Here is a 15,317-nt window from a genome sequence, read left to right as displayed (position 1 = left end):
TGATCAAGTTCATATATAGATTATACTTTTTTAGCGTTGAAATGCAAATATTGATTATAAAAATACGCCTTTTTCTGATGAAAAGGGCGCATTTTTTTCCTTTATTAGACAGGTTTCGCATGTTTTTCGGAATCAGCCTTTAATGATTGCTGCACATCGACCTCTGCTGCCTCGGCGCTGTATTTCGGAAGAGCGATAAAATAGAACACAAATACCGCTAAAATCACGATTCCCATGCCGTAATAAAGGTAATCAATATTGGAAACGAATTTCGGAAATAACAGGGCAACCAGTCCGAGTGTAATCGATTGGGCAAACATCATAAAAGGATCCTGCCAGCCGCTGACCCGGCCCATTATTTTCGGATGAACGATTTTCGGCATCCAGCCGCCGATGGCGATATTGACAGGGCCGATGCACATGCCGAGGATGAAAGCCGCCGCATAATAAATCCACAGCTTATCCGTATAGCCGAGGACAAAAATGAGCAGTCCGGCTGCCAAAATAGGAATCGACATCAAATGATGCGGTTTGACTTTTTTTGCGATCATTGTTCCGATCACACTTCCTGCAAGCAGGCCGAAGCCGAGTGCGACGGTGAAGATGGAAGTATGTGATTCGTAATGATCAGGCGCAAGTCCGTATTTCATCGTAAACATCGGCAGTACGGCAAAGCCGCCGTTGACAAAACCAAAGATAAAAAAGCCGAAAATAAGGGAAGCAAGCAATTTGTTTTTAACAATATATACGATCCCTTCCTTAAAATCAGCGACCGAGTCTTTCAGAAACGAATCTCCCCATTTAAAAGGGCCGTTCGGCTGACGGGCTTCTTTCGGAATGCGGCAGGCGCGGATCAGAAAGCCTGATACAATAAAGCTGACAAAATCAAGGATAATGGCTCCGTGAATACCGATCGTTTTATACATAAACGCGCCCATACCGACGCCGAATACCATAAAGATGCTGAACAGGATCTGGTTAAGTCCCGCCGCTTTCGCATAATGCTCCTTAGGCAGAATAGCTTGTACAAGGCTGGCTTCCGCCGGGAAAAAGAACTTGGTCACGGCGCTTCTGATGAACAAAATACAGAACACGAGAGGGATGCTCCCGGTGTATAATGCGGCAAACAATATGATCGTCAGTCCGGCTCTGATCCAGTCACAATTCTCTGCGACCTTTTTCCTGTCAAGCCGGTCAGCTGCGACACCGACAATCAGAAATACGAAAACTGTCGGCAGTGAATACATCAGCTCAGCCAAAGTTGTGTATGCCGGCTGGTTTGAAAAATGGTCCAGCAAGTAAAAAGCGAAAGCCATATTACCTACAGTCGTTCCCATTTGAGAAGCGAGTGCTGCGAAAAAGAGACGGACAAAATTGCGATTTTTAAATATATCCATAAACACGCTCCTTACCCTAAAGGTCCCACTGTAATATATTATCATCAGCTCGTTCCATTAACAAATAAGATCTTTCTATCTTATAATCGTCACCCTTGTTCCATTAGGCACGGTAGCGGCAAGTTCAGTGACGTCCTGATTATACATCCGGATGCATCCTTTTGATACCGCTTTGCCGATGGAGGAAGGGTTATTTGTTCCGTGAATGCCGTAATGAATTTTAGAGAGGCTGAGCCAATAAGCGCCGAACGGGCCGCCGGGCTTGGGCTGGCGGTTCACAATGTAAAATTCTCCGGTCGGCGTGGTCGTCAATATTTTTCCGACTGCGATGGGGTACGTACGGATGAGCCTGCCGAGGCGGTATAACTCCAGTTTCTTCGCTCCGATATACACGACAATGGAATAGGGAATGGTGGATGGGTCGGGAAGATTCGGTATGATAATGTGCTGTCCCGCGTATATGACCGATTGGATTGAGGGATTTGCCTGAAGGAGAGCAGCAGTGCTTATTCTGAAGTCTTGCGCAATGCTTGAGATGGTTTCTCCTTGTTTCACTTGATATGTCAGCAGTTTCATCACCCTCCTTTTTGCTCTTTTCCATATACATATTACGGAGGGGGTGTCTGTGCATCGGGATAAAAGTCTTATTTTTGTACGGTTTTCAATGTGAACAACGTGATTTCCGGTCTGGCTAAAAATCGATACGGCAGTCTTGTCGTACCGAGCCCGCGATTGACGTAAACGGCTGTGTCATGCAGCGTATACATGCCGTCGGTATACGTTTTTCCGTATGGAGGCGTAATGAGAGGGCCGAAAAACGGGAGCTGGACCTGGCCGCCGTGAGTGTGTCCCGACAGCTGGAGGTTTACGGGATATCCGCCGATCTTGAGAGCGGCATCAGGCTCGTGGACGATTAAAATGGAAAACGCATCTTCGGAAAGGCGGGACAGGGTGCCTTCATAATCGGGTTTTCCGAGCATTACATCATCCAAAAACGCGAGTTCAATCCGGCTTCCGTCTGTCAGCTGCACCTGACGGCAGCCATTTCGAAGCACTTGAAAATCAGCCGCTTCCATCAGAGCCTTGTACGTGTTCGTACCGTAGCCTCCGTGGTCATGGTTTCCGTAAACACAAAGTTTGCCGAAGGGAGCTTCCAGATTTTGCAGCACGGCGAGTGCTTGCTGGTGATCATTAAATAAATGCGGCTTATCAATTAAATCTCCCGTAAAGATGAGCAGATCGGGTTTCAGCTGATTGATCTTTTCCGCTGCTTTATTCAAGTCACCGGATGTAAACACATCACTGAGATGCGTATCGCTGAATTGAACGATTTTAAAATTGTCAAAGCCGCGGGGGATCAGGCGGCTGGTGATTGTATGACGGGTGATCTCAATCATGCGCGGTTCAATATACCGGGCATAGCCGTAACCTCCGCAAGCCGTTGCGAGAGTTGCACCCAAAATGCCGAATCCTCTTTTTAAAAATGTTCTTCTCGTCATTTTCTCCATATGTAAAACCAACCTTTGTCAGAGTTGTTCTATTATATCATCAGCCTGGCTGAAAAATCCCTTCTCAGCATGTAATGACGCGGAAAGACATCTATGATAAAATTATGAATGATTATTCATTCAATAAAAGGGGTGGGTTTGTTATGGATAAGAAAGCGGTAATCATTACAGGCGGTTCAAGCGGCATGGGAAAAGCAATGGCGAAAAAACAGGCTGAATTAGGATGGCATGTCATGGTGACAGGGAGGAACCATGAAGCACTTGAGGAAACAAAAAAAGAAATTGAGACCTTTGAGGGGCAGGTCGCCTGTTTTCAAATGGATGTCCGTTCTGATTCCGCCGCTTCAGACATGATTACAGAAGCGAAAAAAGTCTTTGGCCGGCTCGATGCGCTGATTAACAATGCGGCCGGCAATTTTATTTGCCCGGCAGAGAAGCTGACGCCCAATGGATGGAAAGCTGTTATTGAGATTGTTTTAAACGGCACATTTTTCTGCAGCCAAGCCGCGGCAAGGCATTGGATCGAGCAGGAGCAGAAGGGCGTCATCTTAAATATGGCCGCTACATACGCATGGGGAGCGGGAGCGGGTGTCGTTCATTCCGCTGCAGCCAAAGCGGGGGTATTGTCACTGACAAGAACGCTGGCCGTTGAATGGGGGAGCAAATACGGCATCCGGACAAACGCGATAGCCCCCGGCCCGATTGAACGGACAGGCGGTGCGGAGAAGCTGTTTGAATCGGAAAAAGCGGTGTCCCGCACTATGAACAGTGTGCCGCTCGGCCGTCTGGGGACACCGGAGGAAATCGCCGCTTTGGCAGCGTTTTTGCTATCCGATGAAGCATCCTATATAAACGGGGATTGTATCACAATGGACGGGGGGCAATGGCTGAATCCTTACCCGTTTTAATTTACATGACATATTTTGCGAAGCAAGCGAACGTTAAAGGTGAACGTTCGCTTGTTTTATTTTTCTATTCAAAATTATGATATAATTTTTAAAGATTAAGAGGTGAATAAGTGAAGAAATTATTAAAATGGTTCGTTGTACTATTTGTAAGCAGTTGCGTTATCATCTTTAATATTTGGCACTTTATCATTTGCGCTTTTACTCCGGAGTATTATCAAAATACCAATCTTACATCTGATGAAATAATCAGATTTGAAAAGCTATATCATATAGATTTTCCTGATGAAACGAAATTTATTAAAGCCAGGGAGTATTTGAGTGGGCTCGGAGGCGATACATCGGCTGTATTATATGTGTCTCTGCCAACCAAGCTGGCGGAAACAATTTTATCTGATTATACGTATATGCCAATAAATCATACTGAACATGCCGGTTCAATGTATGGAGTTGACGTTTCCAAGAGTGCTGGCGGGTTAACAACTCTTACATTTGGCACTTTAGATAAAAAAGGAACTTTCTTTCAGTTGAAACATGATGATGATTGGATATTTAACAGCACTGATTGGAGCCATTATTTTTGGACAGCCGCCGGTTATCATGCTCTTATATTTATCCTTTTATTTGTGATTGTGAAACAAATGAATAACGTCCTTAATTAACCGGTCTGAAGAGTGATCTTAAAAAGTTTTCCCCTTTTATTTTAAACTGCTGCCATACTGCCTCCTTTTTCCCCCTAATCTAAACATTTGTGGTGCTGATATAATTGTGTATAATCAGACAAAGATAGAGAAGCAGGTGATAACATGTTGGACCCACTTGATATACTGACGAATATTGATGATGTCATTCCGTATTACCAAGCGATTTTTAACGCTGAGGAACAAAGAGTCGTAGGCTACGAAGTGCTTGGGCGGATTTTGGCAGATGCGGAGATTGAGAGCCTCGGGCCGTTTTTCTTAGATTCCGGCATTCCGGAAGAATATAAGCTTGAGGTCGATGACAGAGTCATCAGGCAGGCGCTGGAGAGGTTTAAAGAAGCTGATCGCGATCTGTTGATTTTTATCAATCAGGATGCGAATGTATTGATGCTTGACCACGGAGAAAGCTTTCTTGAGCTTTTGAAAGAATACGAAGAGCAGGGCATTGAATTGAACCGTATTGTACTTGAGATCACCGAGCACAATTTCGAAGGCGACATTGAACAGCTGTACCATATGCTTGCCTACTATCGTACATACGGCATTAAAATCGCGGTGGACAATATAGGTAAGGAGAGCAGCAACCTGGACAGAATCGCGCTCCTTTCACCGGACCTTCTGAAAATAGATTTGCAGGCGCTGAAGGTATCTCAGCCGTCACCATCATATGAGCATGTGCTGTACAGCATTTCATTGCTGGCGAGAAAAATCGGCGCCGCGCTGCTGTATGAAGATATAGAAGCTGATTTTCAGCTCCAGTACGCATGGAGAAACGGAGGCCGATTTTTTCAAGGCTATTATCTGCAGGCGCCGAGCGGCGATTTTATAGACCGGAGCCTGTTAAAAGCACGCTTGAAAACGGAGTTTCAGCAATTTATCACGAGAGAAAAAAAGAAGCTGGAGACAGTATACGAACACTCTGAGAATTTTTATAAGCGGGTAAATCAGGCAGTTTCCGAGCTGAAGAAAACCCATCAGGCGGACGATGAGTTTATTAAAAAACTGGCGGAAAACCTGACCGACTGCTGTTTCAGAATTTATATGTGTGATGAAGAAGGCTATCAGCTGACGGGAAATGTGTTCAAGCAGTCCGGCGAATGGCTTTATCAGCCTGAATACGTGGAGAAAAACTGGAGCTGGCGTCCGTACTTTTTAGAAAACATTATGAAGATGCGGAATTCAAGAAAAGGCTTTTTCAGTGACCTGTACAGTGATATTGAGACGGGTGAGATGATCAGAACCTTTTCATACCCGATGGATGACAATATGTATTTATTTATCGATCTGCCTTACTCTTATTTATATGAACAGGACGGGTTACTTTAAAGCGGCTGCTGTATGCCGCTTTTTTTTATAAATGTGAAAAAGTTTTAAAAAACGATTGACAATGATAGTGATAATCATTATCATTTAGTTATAGAGAGAAGTTACTCTCTGTTCCCCAACCCCTCTATCAGATCAAGATCCGAAAAAGCTTGGCGCTACCCCCGCCAAGTTTTTTTATGCTGTCTCCTCATAAAAAGGCTTCTCCTCACATACATCTGACAATGGCGGCTCAAAAAGCGAAAAATTATTTTTGAAAGGTGTATGACATTCCGAAAAAAGCTTCAAACTATTCGAAAACACAGTTTTCCCGTTTATTTTCTTATTGAAAATCCAGCGGGAAAATGCCATCCCGGTCTACTTTATGGTATGATGCTCTGTAGGACTTGTATTATAATAAATACTTGTTGATTTGAAGTTGTTTTTTGAAAGGAGTCTTTTTTTAGAATGTCACAATTAATGGGTATCATCACGCGGCTGCAAAGTCTGCAAGAAACAGCGGAAGCGGCTAACGAGCCGATGCAGCGTTATTTTGAAGTTAACGGCGAAAAAATTTGCAGTGTTAAATATTTCGAAAAAAATCAAACGTTTGAACTGACGGTTTTCCAAAAAGGTGAAAAACCTAACACATATCCGTTTGATAACATTGACATGATTTCTATTGAAATTTTTGAGCTCCTTCAGTAATGTGATTTGATTTTTCAGGCTGACCAAGCTTCCGGTCTTCCGCAAGCGGAGCTTTATTAAATCATGCAAAGGAACGTGCTTGTTCGTTTGGTTGTAGACTCTGGAAAGAGGAGTGTCCGTACATGGCTGATTCTTTTCTGTTTTATAATCTTTCTGAGGCACAGATGACCTTTCAAGACGTGACGGAGCGGCTGAAACGCTTTGTCAATAAAGACCCCCGTTCAGCATACGTGCTGTCTGTAGGGACGGATTCACAAGTTTACCGCGACTTCACAAAGTTTATTACGGCTATACACTTGCACCGTACAGGCAAGGGAGCTTGGGGCTGTTTGAAAAATCACGATCTTGCAAGACCGATACATAGCCTTCGCGAAAAAATTTCGCTGGAAACCGCGTTCAGCCAGGAGATGGCTGCACATATCCTCGACGGCCGTCTTATGGAACTGACAGATTTGCTCTTGCCTTTTGCGGATGAAGGGGCGGATCTTTCATTTGAAGTGCATCTGGATATCGGTCAAAAAGGGCTGACAAAAGAATTGATACAAGAAATGACCGGCCGCATTACCTCGATGGGCATTGAAGCGAAAATCAAGCCCGATTCCTGCACAGCATTCAGTTATGCCAATCGTTACACAAAATAATATTTCATACAGAATCCGCAAAATGTCGAATTATGCGGTTGACGATTTTTTTCTGTTTACTTATTCTAGCGGTAGAGCTGAAAGCAAATTTCACCTTGCTTTCGGAGGTATTCAGTTAAAAATAGGGGGCCTGATTACGTATGAGTCTTATCGGTGAACGATTTACGGAAGAAGAACAGAAACTTCTGCTGAATATCCTGATCAATCAAGAATATGCCATTGAGCTTTTGACCAGCGAAATCAACGATATAGAAGCAGGGTCAAAAAGCGTTGATGGAACCACTTATAAAAAACTCGTAACGCTCTATGACCGTTTTCGGAACGAAAATTAATCAGCGGCCTATAAATTGATACTCGATTGCAAAGAGTATCTTTTTTATTGACGGAAACTTTTCGACAAAAAATGATAATGTTTATATTATTGCAATATAGGGAATACATGCTTTGATGAAAAATGTAAAGGGGTCGAAGTGACATGATTAGCTTACAATCAGATCAGCTTCTTGATGCAACAGTCGGACAATTTATGATCGAGGCGGATAAAGTGGCGCACGTTCAAGTCGGAAACAACCTTGAGCATGCTCTATTAGTGCTGACGAAAACCGGCTATACCGCCATTCCCGTCCTTGACGCTTCGTACCGTCTGCACGGTTTGATCGGGACAAATATGATTATGAACAGCATTTTCGGACTTGAACGGATCGAGTTTGAGAAGCTGGATCAAATTACGGTTGAGGAAGTCATGCTGAAAGACATTCCCCGTCTCCACATCAATGATCCGATTATCAAAGGGTTCAGCATGGTCATTAACAACGGCTTTGTCTGCGTTGAAAATGATGAAGGCGTCTTTGAAGGCATTTTCACGAGAAGAGTCGTATTAAAGCAGTTGAGCAGTCATATCAGATCATTGAATAAGTAGGCTCGCACGATCAGCCTATTTGTTCTTTCGCATGCCAGAAAAAGAAAACGCATACATATGAGTGGCGCTTGCCTCGGCAGCCTTTATTTGATTAGAATGGTAGATAAGAAATATGAAAAGGCATTGAAAAGGAGGACGACATGCAGCTTCAAGAGCTTCATATGCTCGTAGTTTTAGCTGAGGAATTAAACATGAGGAAGGCTGCCGAACGGTTATTCGTGTCACAGCCGGCTCTGTCCCAGCGATTGCAGACCATTGAAAAAGCCTGGGGAACAAAGATCTTTCTTAGGTCTCAAAAAGGACTTACGGTAACGCCGGCAGGAGAAAAAATCATACAATTTGCAAATGACGTCACGGATCGGCAAGAAAGAATCAGAGAAAACATTGATGAACTTGAGGGTGAGATTCACGGCACATTAAAGCTTGCCGTCGCCTCGATTATCGGGCAGCACTGGCTTCCGAAAGTGTTAAAAACATATGTGGAACGATATCCGAATGCAAAGGTCTCTCTCATTACAGGGTGGAGCAGCGAAATGCTGAAAAGTCTGTATGAAGATCAGGTACATATCGGCATTATCCGGGGAAATCCGGAATGGAAAGGCCGGAAAGATTATTTAATGACCGATCATTTATATTTGGTCGATACGGAAATTTCCTGTATTGATGATATTGCCCATACCGATCGGCCGTTTATTCAATTCAAAAGTGACAGTACATATTTTCAGGAAATTCAGCATTGGTGGCATCAAAAATTCAAAACTTCGCCGAAACAGACCATCCTTGTCGATCAGATTGAAACGTGCAAGCAGATGGCGCTGCACGGGATCGGTTATGCCATTCTGCCGTCAGTCACCTTAGAAGAGGAAGACAAAGTAAATAAAATGCCCCTGCTTGATACAAAGGATCATCCCATCGGCCGTGACACATGGCTGCTCGGTTATGAGCCGGCATTTGAATTAAAACAGGTGCAGGCTTTTGTTTCTGTCATTAAAGATATGCTGAAACAGGAACGCCCATTTTAGAAAGACAGCAATCATGCTGTCTTTTTTTTATTTTTTATTGACAATGAAAATCATTATCATTTAAAGTGTTATATATGTTAATGAAAATCATTATCAATTACGAGGTGATCATATGCAGAAAGCATTAATGATATACGCAAGCATGTCGGGGAATACAGAGGATATTGCCGGCATTATAAAAGAAACACTGAGCGGGCATCAGATAGCGGTTGACTGTCTTGATATGGACGAAGCAGATGCGGATTCTCTCAAAGCATATGATTATGTTTTTGTCGGCACATACACATGGGGGGATGGTGATCTTCCTTACGAAGGGGAAGATTTTTACGAAGATATTCTGCACAGCCAGCTCAACGGACTGAAAACGGCCTGTTTCGGTTCAGGCGATCACGCCTACCCGAAGTTTTGTGAAGCGGTCACGCTGTTTTGCGATGCGTTTGAACAGGCCGGAGCCAATTTATACCCGGAAACGCTGAAAATTGAGCTGGCGCCCGAGACGGCTGAAGATCAAGAATGCTGCAAAGAATTTGTCCGCGGTTTTCTTGCATGGGCCGCTCACCACGGAGACCGGTGCCATGTTTCATAAAGGCGCGACGGCTGTCATGGCATCAGTATCTTCGGGATTTTTTGTCGCTGTGAAAGACGAAGGTATTTTTCATTTTTCGGCGGAAGAAGGCTGGAAAAGACTATTCCGAGTGAAAAGCAGGATTCATGTGCTGACTTATATAGGGCCCTACATATTCGCAGCTGGAGAAAAAGGCGCCGTCCTCAGATCGGCCGATCAAGGAAAGACTTGGACGGCCTCCCGATTTCCGACCGGCGCCTCCGTATGGGCCGTTGCCGGACGGAATGACGGATTTGTCTGTGCGCACGGCACATACTGCCTCTACTTATCTGATGATTTCGGCGTCACTTGGCATGTGGCTAAGCCCTTTTCACAATTAAAGGAGCCGCCTGTCATCCGTTCGCTTTGTTTACACGGTCAGACGATTTATATCGGCACCCGGATTCATATGAATCATGGCGGCATTTGGGCGTATGATCTGACGGAAGGCCGCGTCCGGCGTATAAGCCGCGAAAGGCAGCGCATGACGGCTTCAATGATGATGTATCAGAATGACTGGCTCATTGCAGCAAAGGGCGCGGCAAAGGGAGAACGGGGGGAGCTTGCCGTCCGAAACGTGCGGACGCAAGAGGAGTTTCCCCTTACAGCCGGGGACGCTGTAAGGGAAAAGTCATTTCTCGACGTTTCTGAGGATAACGGGACTATTTATGTCACATCGTCACAGGGCGAAAGCGGATTTTCGCGTATTTATCAAGCTGATCTTGCTGCCGGTGAATTAAAGTGGTTTGATACGATCCGCGGTCACGGATGGCGGGTGGCCAACCGGGAAGAAAACTTTTTTTGCGCGGGCCTTTACGAAAGTAAGTTTGTCAGACCGTATGAGGCGGTTCGGCTCGCACATTAGTTTTTATGCATAAAGGAGAGACGAAGATGGGGAATGTATTGCTTGTTTACGCTACAATGTCAGGAAACACCGAGGCGATGGCGGATTTAATTGAAAAAGGGCTGATCGAAGCACAAGCATCCGTAGACAGATATGAAGCGATGGATATTCATGCCGAACTTTTTAATGATTACGAGTATATTTTATTAGGCACATATACGTGGGGAGACGGGGATCTTCCTGATGAAATGCTCGATATTGCTGAAGATATGGAAAACCTGGAGCTTACGGGAAAAACATTTGCTTTGTTCGGTTCCGGAGATACGTCCTATGAGTTTTTTTGCGGAGCGGTTGACGAATTGGAAAAAGTAATCACGGCCCGCGGCGGGCGGGTGGTGCTGCCGTCGGTCAAAATTGAAAACAATCCTGAGGGCAGTGAGGAAGAAGAGCTCCGGGAATTCGGAAGACAGTTTGCTGCGCTGTGCAGCCAGCCGGCAGAATAAAGGCTTGTTCCTTTTTTTCTTGTCTTTGTATCCTTCCTTTGTTACAGTAATGAGGTAGAAAATCAGAGGAGGACAATACATATGAAAATGATGGATGCAAATGAAATTATTTCATTTATTCAAAATAGTACAAAATCAACGCCTGTAAAAGTGTATGTAAAAGGCGATCTCGAAGGAATCAGCTTTGGCGATTCCGCTAAAACATTCCTGAACGGCCAATCCGGCGTCGTTTTTGGCGAGTGGGCTGAAATTAAAAGTGCAATCGAAGAAAACAAAGACAAAATTGAGGATTACGTCATTGAGAATGACCGCCGCAACTCTGCGATCCCGATGCTTGATTTAAAAGATGTTAAAGCGAGAATCGAGCCCGGCGCTATTATCCGCGACCAAGTCGAAATCGGCGACAATGCCGTTATCATGATGGGTGCATCTATTAATATCGGTTCAGTCATCGGCGAAGGTACGATGATTGATATGAACGTTGTTCTCGGAGGACGCGCGACTGTCGGAAAAAACTGCCACATCGGAGCGGGTTCTGTATTAGCGGGCGTTATTGAGCCGCCTAGCGCTAAGCCTGTTGTCGTAGAAGACGACGTTGTGATCGGCGCAAATGCGGTTGTGCTTGAAGGCGTAACAATCGGTAAAGGCGCGGTTGTCGCCGCCGGAGCCATCGTTGTAAATGACGTCGAGCCGTATACCGTTGTAGCGGGAACACCAGCGAAAAAAATCAAAGATATCGATGAAAAAACAAAAGGAAAAACAGAAATCAAACAGGAATTACGCCAGCTGTAAGGAATGGTTTGATAGAATGGGCGTGGATGATAAAATCCACGCCTTATTCTTATCTCAAGGAGGAATACATATGGAAAAAGAGCGGCTCATTGCCATCCGAAGAGATCTGCACCGCATTCCGGAGATCGGCTTTCAGGAATATAAAACCCAGCAGTACCTGCTGAATCTATTAAACCAATATCCGGAAGAAAGAATTGAAATCGAAACTTGGAGAACCGGCATCTTTGTCAAAGTCAACGGCACGGCTCCGGAAAAAATGCTCGCCTACAGAGCGGATATAGACGCTCTGTCGATTGAAGAGCAGACGGGGCTTCCGTTTGCATCTGAGCACCCCGGTTTTATGCACGCATGCGGCCACGATATGCACATGACCATCGCGCTCGGCATTATTGATCATTTTGTTCATCATCCCGTCAAACAGGATCTGCTCTTTTTATTCCAGCCGGCTGAAGAAGGACCGGGCGGGGCGGCACCGATGCTTGAAAGCGATGTGCTGAAAAAATGGACGCCGGATTTGATCACCGCCCTACATATAGCACCAGAGCTGCCGGTCGGCACCATTTCCACCAAAAGCGGATTGCTGTTTGCCAATACGAGCGAGCTCGTCATCGATCTTGAGGGGAAAGGCGGACATGCGGCATATCCGCATACAGCAGATGACATGGTCGTTGCCGCGAGCACGCTTGTCACGCAGCTGCAAACCGTCATATCCAGAAATACGGATCCGCTTGACAGCGCTGTGATAACTGTCGGAACGATTACCGGGGGCACGGCGCAAAATATCATCGCAGAGCATGCTCATCTGGAGGGAACCATCCGGACGCTTTCCGAGGAATCAATGCGTATGGTGAAAAAGCGGATTGAAGAGCTTGTCAAAGGAATTGAAATCGGCTTCCGATGCAAAGGAAAAGTCACGTATCCGTCCGTTTATCATCAAGTTTATAATACAAGCGGCCTGACCGAAGAATTTATGCAATTTGTCAGCGATCATCAGCTTGCTGACGTGAAAACGGCGAAAGAAGCGATGACCGGAGAAGATTTCGGATATATGCTGAAAAAATATCCCGGCTTTATGTTCTGGCTGGGGGCCGATTCATCCCACGGGCTTCATCACGCAAAGCTGAACCCGGATGAAGATGCGATGGAAACCGCGGTAAATGTCATGGTCGGATATTTTTCGAAGTATGCCAATTAAATCCGAAAAGAAGAATAATCTAACAAAAATTGAGCATTCTACATAACGGAGGTGTTCAATATGACGAAAAAAATTGGAATTGAACAATCTTTATCGGATGTAGAACAGGCGTTAAAACAAAAAGGATATGACGTAGTGATGATGAAGACTCCTGAGGATGCGAAGAATTGTGACTGCTGTGTCGTAACCGGACTTGACAGCAATGTTCAAGGAATTGCTGATACGTCAACTCAGGCTCCCGTCATTACGGCTTCCGGAATGACCGCCGACGAAATCTGCAGCGAAGTGGAAAAAAAATTTCATTAAAAAGAAAAAACCGAAGCTTACGCTTCGGTTTTTCTATTCGGCGGAAGCGGCGTTTTTAAAACGGTCGAGCGCGATTTTTATTTCTCTCCGCAGTACGCGTTCAACCCGCCATTGCTCCATATTTTCTGTTTTGGCAATGATTCTGATCACCATTTCTGACGTGCTTAAATCTTGAACTCCGATGACGTCCGGCCCTTCCTTAATCTGCGGGAGCTCAGCGGCTGCTTTGTCACACGCGGTTTGCAGGATTTGAATGGTTTCATCAAGATTTTTTTCAAGCGGCACTTTAATATCGACAAGCGCCTGCATCGTTCCGCGGGAATGGTTGCTCACATTCGTGATGCCCCGGTTGGGAAGATAGTGAAGCGTGCCGTCAAAGCTCCGGATTTGCGTCGTACGGAGACCGACCTGCTCGACAATGCCGCTGTAGCCGGCAACCGTAATATAATCACCGACGTCAATCTGTTTTTCCAAAAGGATAAAAAATCCGGTGACGATGTCACTGACAAGCCCCTGAGCCCCGAAGCCGACTGCGAGACCGACCACGCCGGCGCCGGCAATGAGAGCGCTCGGATTGTAGTGAAATAAATCCAAAATCATCACAATAAAAACGAATATCAGGATGTATCCATACACATTGAGCGCGAGGCTTCGCAAAGTATAAGCGCGGCCCGTGGAGAGGTTGTTTTGTTGCTCGAATTTCTGAAACAGATGCTTGATCAGCTTTTTTCCTGCCGTCCGGAAAATAAAGTACGCTAAAATAATGAGAGCCAGCTTTATGATGAAAATCCCGGCAGATGTGAGAAGCCCGGCCCAATCAAAGTGTTTTAAATCAATCATAGTGATGTCTTCCTTTCAAGTCTATTGCAGAAAAAGCTAAAAGTGATATACCCGTTTTTTAAATAAGATAAACCTTTTCATAGAAACCAGTTATTACATTTATGATTTGTTCATATTGCCCGGTTTCAATATCTTCATTTTTGTGAAGATATGTACTAAAGAATCTCCACACTCATTTTAACATGGTGATTCAGCCAAATCATATCCTTTGGAGAGAAAACAGGAGGACGTTGCCCGGCGGACTGAAAGCCCCGGCAAAAAACTTTTTCATAAGGAGGGAAATGAGATGAAATTACATCAGCAAATGCCTGAATTGCCCGGCGCTAAAGCATGGATTAACAGAGAAGTCACGAAGGAACAGCTGGTCGGCGGAAAGCCGGCACTGATTCACTTCTGGTCCGCCAGCTGCCGCATGTGTAAAGAAGCGATGCCTGAGGTGAACGGGTTTCGTGATAAATATAAAGATCAGCTGAATGTGGTGGCCGTTCACATGCCCCGTTCCGAAGACGATCTTGATCTTGAGAAAATCAAGAAAACAGCGGCTGAACACGATATCTCTCAGCCGATTTGCGTCGACAGCGATCATACGCTGACTGACGTATTTGAAAATGAATATGTGCCGGCTTATTACGTTTTTGATAAAAACGGACAGCTCCGCCATTTTCAAGCGGGAGAGAGCGGGATGAAAATGCTTGAAAAACGCATCAGCCGGGTACTTTCAGAAACGGAGCAGGCTTCTGAGTAATCGGGACAATCTCCGTCGGACTATTGTCTCGGTTCTGCAAACCCTTTGCCGTTAGGTAACAGGGTTTTTTTGTGTCTATTGGATAAAAAATTCCAATATGGCATGTTTGGCTTAAAAATAAGAGAAACAGCCGTAAACACGCTGTACCGCTTGTTTTATCCATATCATTATCTTTTACATATTATAGTCGAAAATTGTAGATATCACGCTAATTTTCATTAAACAAGTAATTTCAAGTTATATTTTGAAATGGTTGAATAAATTGGAACTTTGTCCAGAATCCCCTATATGATAAGGGATTTTTGTATATAAAGTACCATTTTCAGAAAATAAGCAATTTTTCATAGAGTAAATAAAATAGTAAAATGATAAAATAATAGTTGAT

19 protein-coding genes are annotated in these 15,317 nt (G+C 44.7%); 15 read left to right on the top strand and 4 right to left on the bottom strand.

Annotation, left to right across the window (positions count from 1 at the left end):
- Positions 1-104: 104 nt before the first annotated feature.
- From MJQ52_RS04100 to MJQ52_RS04090, 3 genes are all read right to left on the bottom strand, one after another.
- Entirely contained in the window at positions 105-1,397 is a 1,293-nt protein-coding gene (locus MJQ52_RS04100) for an MFS transporter (protein ID WP_024085236.1), read from the bottom strand.
- 75 nt (positions 1,398-1,472) lie between these two features.
- Positions 1,473-1,967: a L,D-transpeptidase family protein gene (locus tag MJQ52_RS04095; RefSeq protein WP_088037173.1), complete on the bottom strand. Its 495-nt coding sequence runs from the start codon at positions 1,965-1,967 to the stop codon at positions 1,473-1,475.
- Positions 1,968-2,041: 74 nt separating this feature from the next.
- Positions 2,042-2,905 carry a metallophosphoesterase gene (locus MJQ52_RS04090; protein WP_063174788.1) on the bottom strand — a complete coding sequence of 288 codons (864 nt, stop codon included), beginning with the start codon at positions 2,903-2,905 and terminating at the stop codon, positions 2,042-2,044.
- Between the two features lie 143 nt (positions 2,906-3,048).
- Here MJQ52_RS04090 and fadH point away from each other — a divergent pair, with 143 nt between their 5' ends.
- The 14 genes from fadH to MJQ52_RS04020 all read left to right on the top strand — a co-directional run bounded on the left by fadH (position 3,049) and on the right by MJQ52_RS04020 (position 13,347).
- Entirely contained in the window at positions 3,049-3,813 is a 765-nt protein-coding gene (gene fadH, locus MJQ52_RS04085; RefSeq protein WP_003154618.1) for a 2,4-dienoyl-CoA reductase, read from the top strand.
- Between the two features lie 110 nt (positions 3,814-3,923).
- The gene (locus MJQ52_RS04080; RefSeq protein ID WP_094246985.1) at positions 3,924-4,472 is read left to right on the top strand and encodes a hypothetical protein; all 549 of its coding nucleotides are present in this window, start codon (positions 3,924-3,926) and stop codon (positions 4,470-4,472) included.
- Between the two features lie 144 nt (positions 4,473-4,616).
- A complete protein-coding gene (locus MJQ52_RS04075; RefSeq protein ID WP_003154615.1) occupies positions 4,617-5,837 on the top strand; it encodes an EAL domain-containing protein in 1,221 nt (406 codons plus the stop codon).
- 444 nt (positions 5,838-6,281) lie between these two features.
- Positions 6,282-6,521, top strand: coding sequence for a YkuJ family protein (locus tag MJQ52_RS04070; protein ID WP_003154613.1), 240 nt, complete (start codon positions 6,282-6,284; stop codon positions 6,519-6,521).
- Between the two features lie 122 nt (positions 6,522-6,643).
- Positions 6,644-7,162: a ribonuclease H-like YkuK family protein gene (locus MJQ52_RS04065; RefSeq protein WP_020955744.1), complete on the top strand. Its 519-nt coding sequence runs from the start codon at positions 6,644-6,646 to the stop codon at positions 7,160-7,162.
- A 140-nt stretch (positions 7,163-7,302) separates the two neighbouring features.
- A complete protein-coding gene (gene abbA / locus MJQ52_RS04060) occupies positions 7,303-7,494 on the top strand; it encodes an antirepressor AbbA (RefSeq protein WP_007409618.1) in 192 nt (63 codons plus the stop codon).
- Between the two features lie 143 nt (positions 7,495-7,637).
- The gene (cbpB, locus tag MJQ52_RS04055) at positions 7,638-8,081 is read left to right on the top strand and encodes a cyclic-di-AMP-binding protein CbpB (protein WP_003154608.1); all 444 of its coding nucleotides are present in this window, start codon (positions 7,638-7,640) and stop codon (positions 8,079-8,081) included.
- Positions 8,082-8,221: 140 nt separating this feature from the next.
- Positions 8,222-9,103: a transcriptional regulator CcpC gene (gene ccpC / locus MJQ52_RS04050; RefSeq protein WP_007611101.1), complete on the top strand. Its 882-nt coding sequence runs from the start codon at positions 8,222-8,224 to the stop codon at positions 9,101-9,103.
- A gap of 112 nt (positions 9,104-9,215) precedes the next feature.
- Positions 9,216-9,689 (top strand): flavodoxin, encoded by a 474-nt coding sequence (locus tag MJQ52_RS04045; protein ID WP_070081741.1) that lies wholly within the window; start codon positions 9,216-9,218, stop codon positions 9,687-9,689.
- Entirely contained in the window at positions 9,679-10,572 is an 894-nt protein-coding gene (locus MJQ52_RS04040; RefSeq protein ID WP_094246984.1) for a WD40/YVTN/BNR-like repeat-containing protein, read from the top strand. Before MJQ52_RS04045 ends, MJQ52_RS04040 begins: the two co-directional genes overlap by 11 nt.
- A gap of 26 nt (positions 10,573-10,598) precedes the next feature.
- Positions 10,599-11,054 carry a flavodoxin gene (locus MJQ52_RS04035; RefSeq protein WP_094246983.1) on the top strand — a complete coding sequence of 152 codons (456 nt, stop codon included), beginning with the start codon at positions 10,599-10,601 and terminating at the stop codon, positions 11,052-11,054.
- A gap of 81 nt (positions 11,055-11,135) precedes the next feature.
- The gene (dapD, locus tag MJQ52_RS04030) at positions 11,136-11,846 is read left to right on the top strand and encodes a 2,3,4,5-tetrahydropyridine-2,6-dicarboxylate N-acetyltransferase (RefSeq protein WP_007409623.1); all 711 of its coding nucleotides are present in this window, start codon (positions 11,136-11,138) and stop codon (positions 11,844-11,846) included.
- Between the two features lie 70 nt (positions 11,847-11,916).
- Positions 11,917-13,041: an N-acetyldiaminopimelate deacetylase gene (locus MJQ52_RS04025; protein ID WP_094246982.1), complete on the top strand. Its 1,125-nt coding sequence runs from the start codon at positions 11,917-11,919 to the stop codon at positions 13,039-13,041.
- Positions 13,042-13,101: 60 nt separating this feature from the next.
- Positions 13,102-13,347 (top strand): YkuS family protein, encoded by a 246-nt coding sequence (locus tag MJQ52_RS04020; protein WP_003154596.1) that lies wholly within the window; start codon positions 13,102-13,104, stop codon positions 13,345-13,347.
- A gap of 33 nt (positions 13,348-13,380) precedes the next feature.
- Here the strand turns inward: MJQ52_RS04020 and MJQ52_RS04015 are convergent, their stop codons facing one another.
- Positions 13,381-14,187, bottom strand: a complete 807-nt coding sequence (locus MJQ52_RS04015; protein WP_060386912.1) for a mechanosensitive ion channel family protein — start codon at positions 14,185-14,187, stop codon at positions 13,381-13,383.
- Positions 14,188-14,473: 286 nt separating this feature from the next.
- On the opposite strand from MJQ52_RS04015, the gene MJQ52_RS04010 reads away from it, so the two are divergent.
- Positions 14,474-14,932: a redoxin domain-containing protein gene (locus MJQ52_RS04010; protein WP_094246981.1), complete on the top strand. Its 459-nt coding sequence runs from the start codon at positions 14,474-14,476 to the stop codon at positions 14,930-14,932.
- The last annotated feature ends 385 nt before the right edge of the window (positions 14,933-15,317 follow it).

It is taken from the genome of Bacillus sp. jun7 (assembly GCF_051034795.1).
GTDB classification, from domain to species: domain Bacteria; phylum Bacillota; class Bacilli; order Bacillales; family Bacillaceae; genus Bacillus; species Bacillus velezensis.
This window is presented reverse-complemented; position numbering and strand designations above follow the sequence as displayed.

Excerpts from the sequence above, each read along its gene's own strand:
- MJQ52_RS04100 (WP_024085236.1), bottom strand. The coding sequence starts at position 1,397 with ATGGATATATTTAAAAATCGCAATTTTGTCCGTCTCTTTTTCGCAGCA.
- MJQ52_RS04090 (WP_063174788.1), bottom strand. The coding sequence starts at position 2,905 with ATGGAGAAAATGACGAGAAGAACATTTTTAAAAAGAGGATTCGGCATT.
- fadH (WP_003154618.1), top strand. The coding sequence starts at position 3,049 with ATGGATAAGAAAGCGGTAATCATTACAGGCGGTTCAAGCGGCATGGGA.
- MJQ52_RS04075 (WP_003154615.1), top strand. The coding sequence starts at position 4,617 with ATGTTGGACCCACTTGATATACTGACGAATATTGATGATGTCATTCCG.
- MJQ52_RS04070 (WP_003154613.1), top strand. The coding sequence starts at position 6,282 with ATGTCACAATTAATGGGTATCATCACGCGGCTGCAAAGTCTGCAAGAA.
- MJQ52_RS04065 (WP_020955744.1), top strand. The coding sequence starts at position 6,644 with ATGGCTGATTCTTTTCTGTTTTATAATCTTTCTGAGGCACAGATGACC.
- abbA (WP_007409618.1), top strand. The coding sequence starts at position 7,303 with ATGAGTCTTATCGGTGAACGATTTACGGAAGAAGAACAGAAACTTCTG.
- cbpB (WP_003154608.1), top strand. The coding sequence starts at position 7,638 with ATGATTAGCTTACAATCAGATCAGCTTCTTGATGCAACAGTCGGACAA.
- ccpC (WP_007611101.1), top strand. The coding sequence starts at position 8,222 with ATGCAGCTTCAAGAGCTTCATATGCTCGTAGTTTTAGCTGAGGAATTA.
- MJQ52_RS04045 (WP_070081741.1), top strand. The coding sequence starts at position 9,216 with ATGCAGAAAGCATTAATGATATACGCAAGCATGTCGGGGAATACAGAG.
- MJQ52_RS04040 (WP_094246984.1), top strand. The coding sequence starts at position 9,679 with ATGTTTCATAAAGGCGCGACGGCTGTCATGGCATCAGTATCTTCGGGA.
- MJQ52_RS04035 (WP_094246983.1), top strand. The coding sequence starts at position 10,599 with ATGGGGAATGTATTGCTTGTTTACGCTACAATGTCAGGAAACACCGAG.
- dapD (WP_007409623.1), top strand. The coding sequence starts at position 11,136 with ATGAAAATGATGGATGCAAATGAAATTATTTCATTTATTCAAAATAGT.
- MJQ52_RS04025 (WP_094246982.1), top strand. The coding sequence starts at position 11,917 with ATGGAAAAAGAGCGGCTCATTGCCATCCGAAGAGATCTGCACCGCATT.
- MJQ52_RS04020 (WP_003154596.1), top strand. The coding sequence starts at position 13,102 with ATGACGAAAAAAATTGGAATTGAACAATCTTTATCGGATGTAGAACAG.
- MJQ52_RS04015 (WP_060386912.1), bottom strand. The coding sequence starts at position 14,187 with ATGATTGATTTAAAACACTTTGATTGGGCCGGGCTTCTCACATCTGCC.
- MJQ52_RS04010 (WP_094246981.1), top strand. The coding sequence starts at position 14,474 with ATGAAATTACATCAGCAAATGCCTGAATTGCCCGGCGCTAAAGCATGG.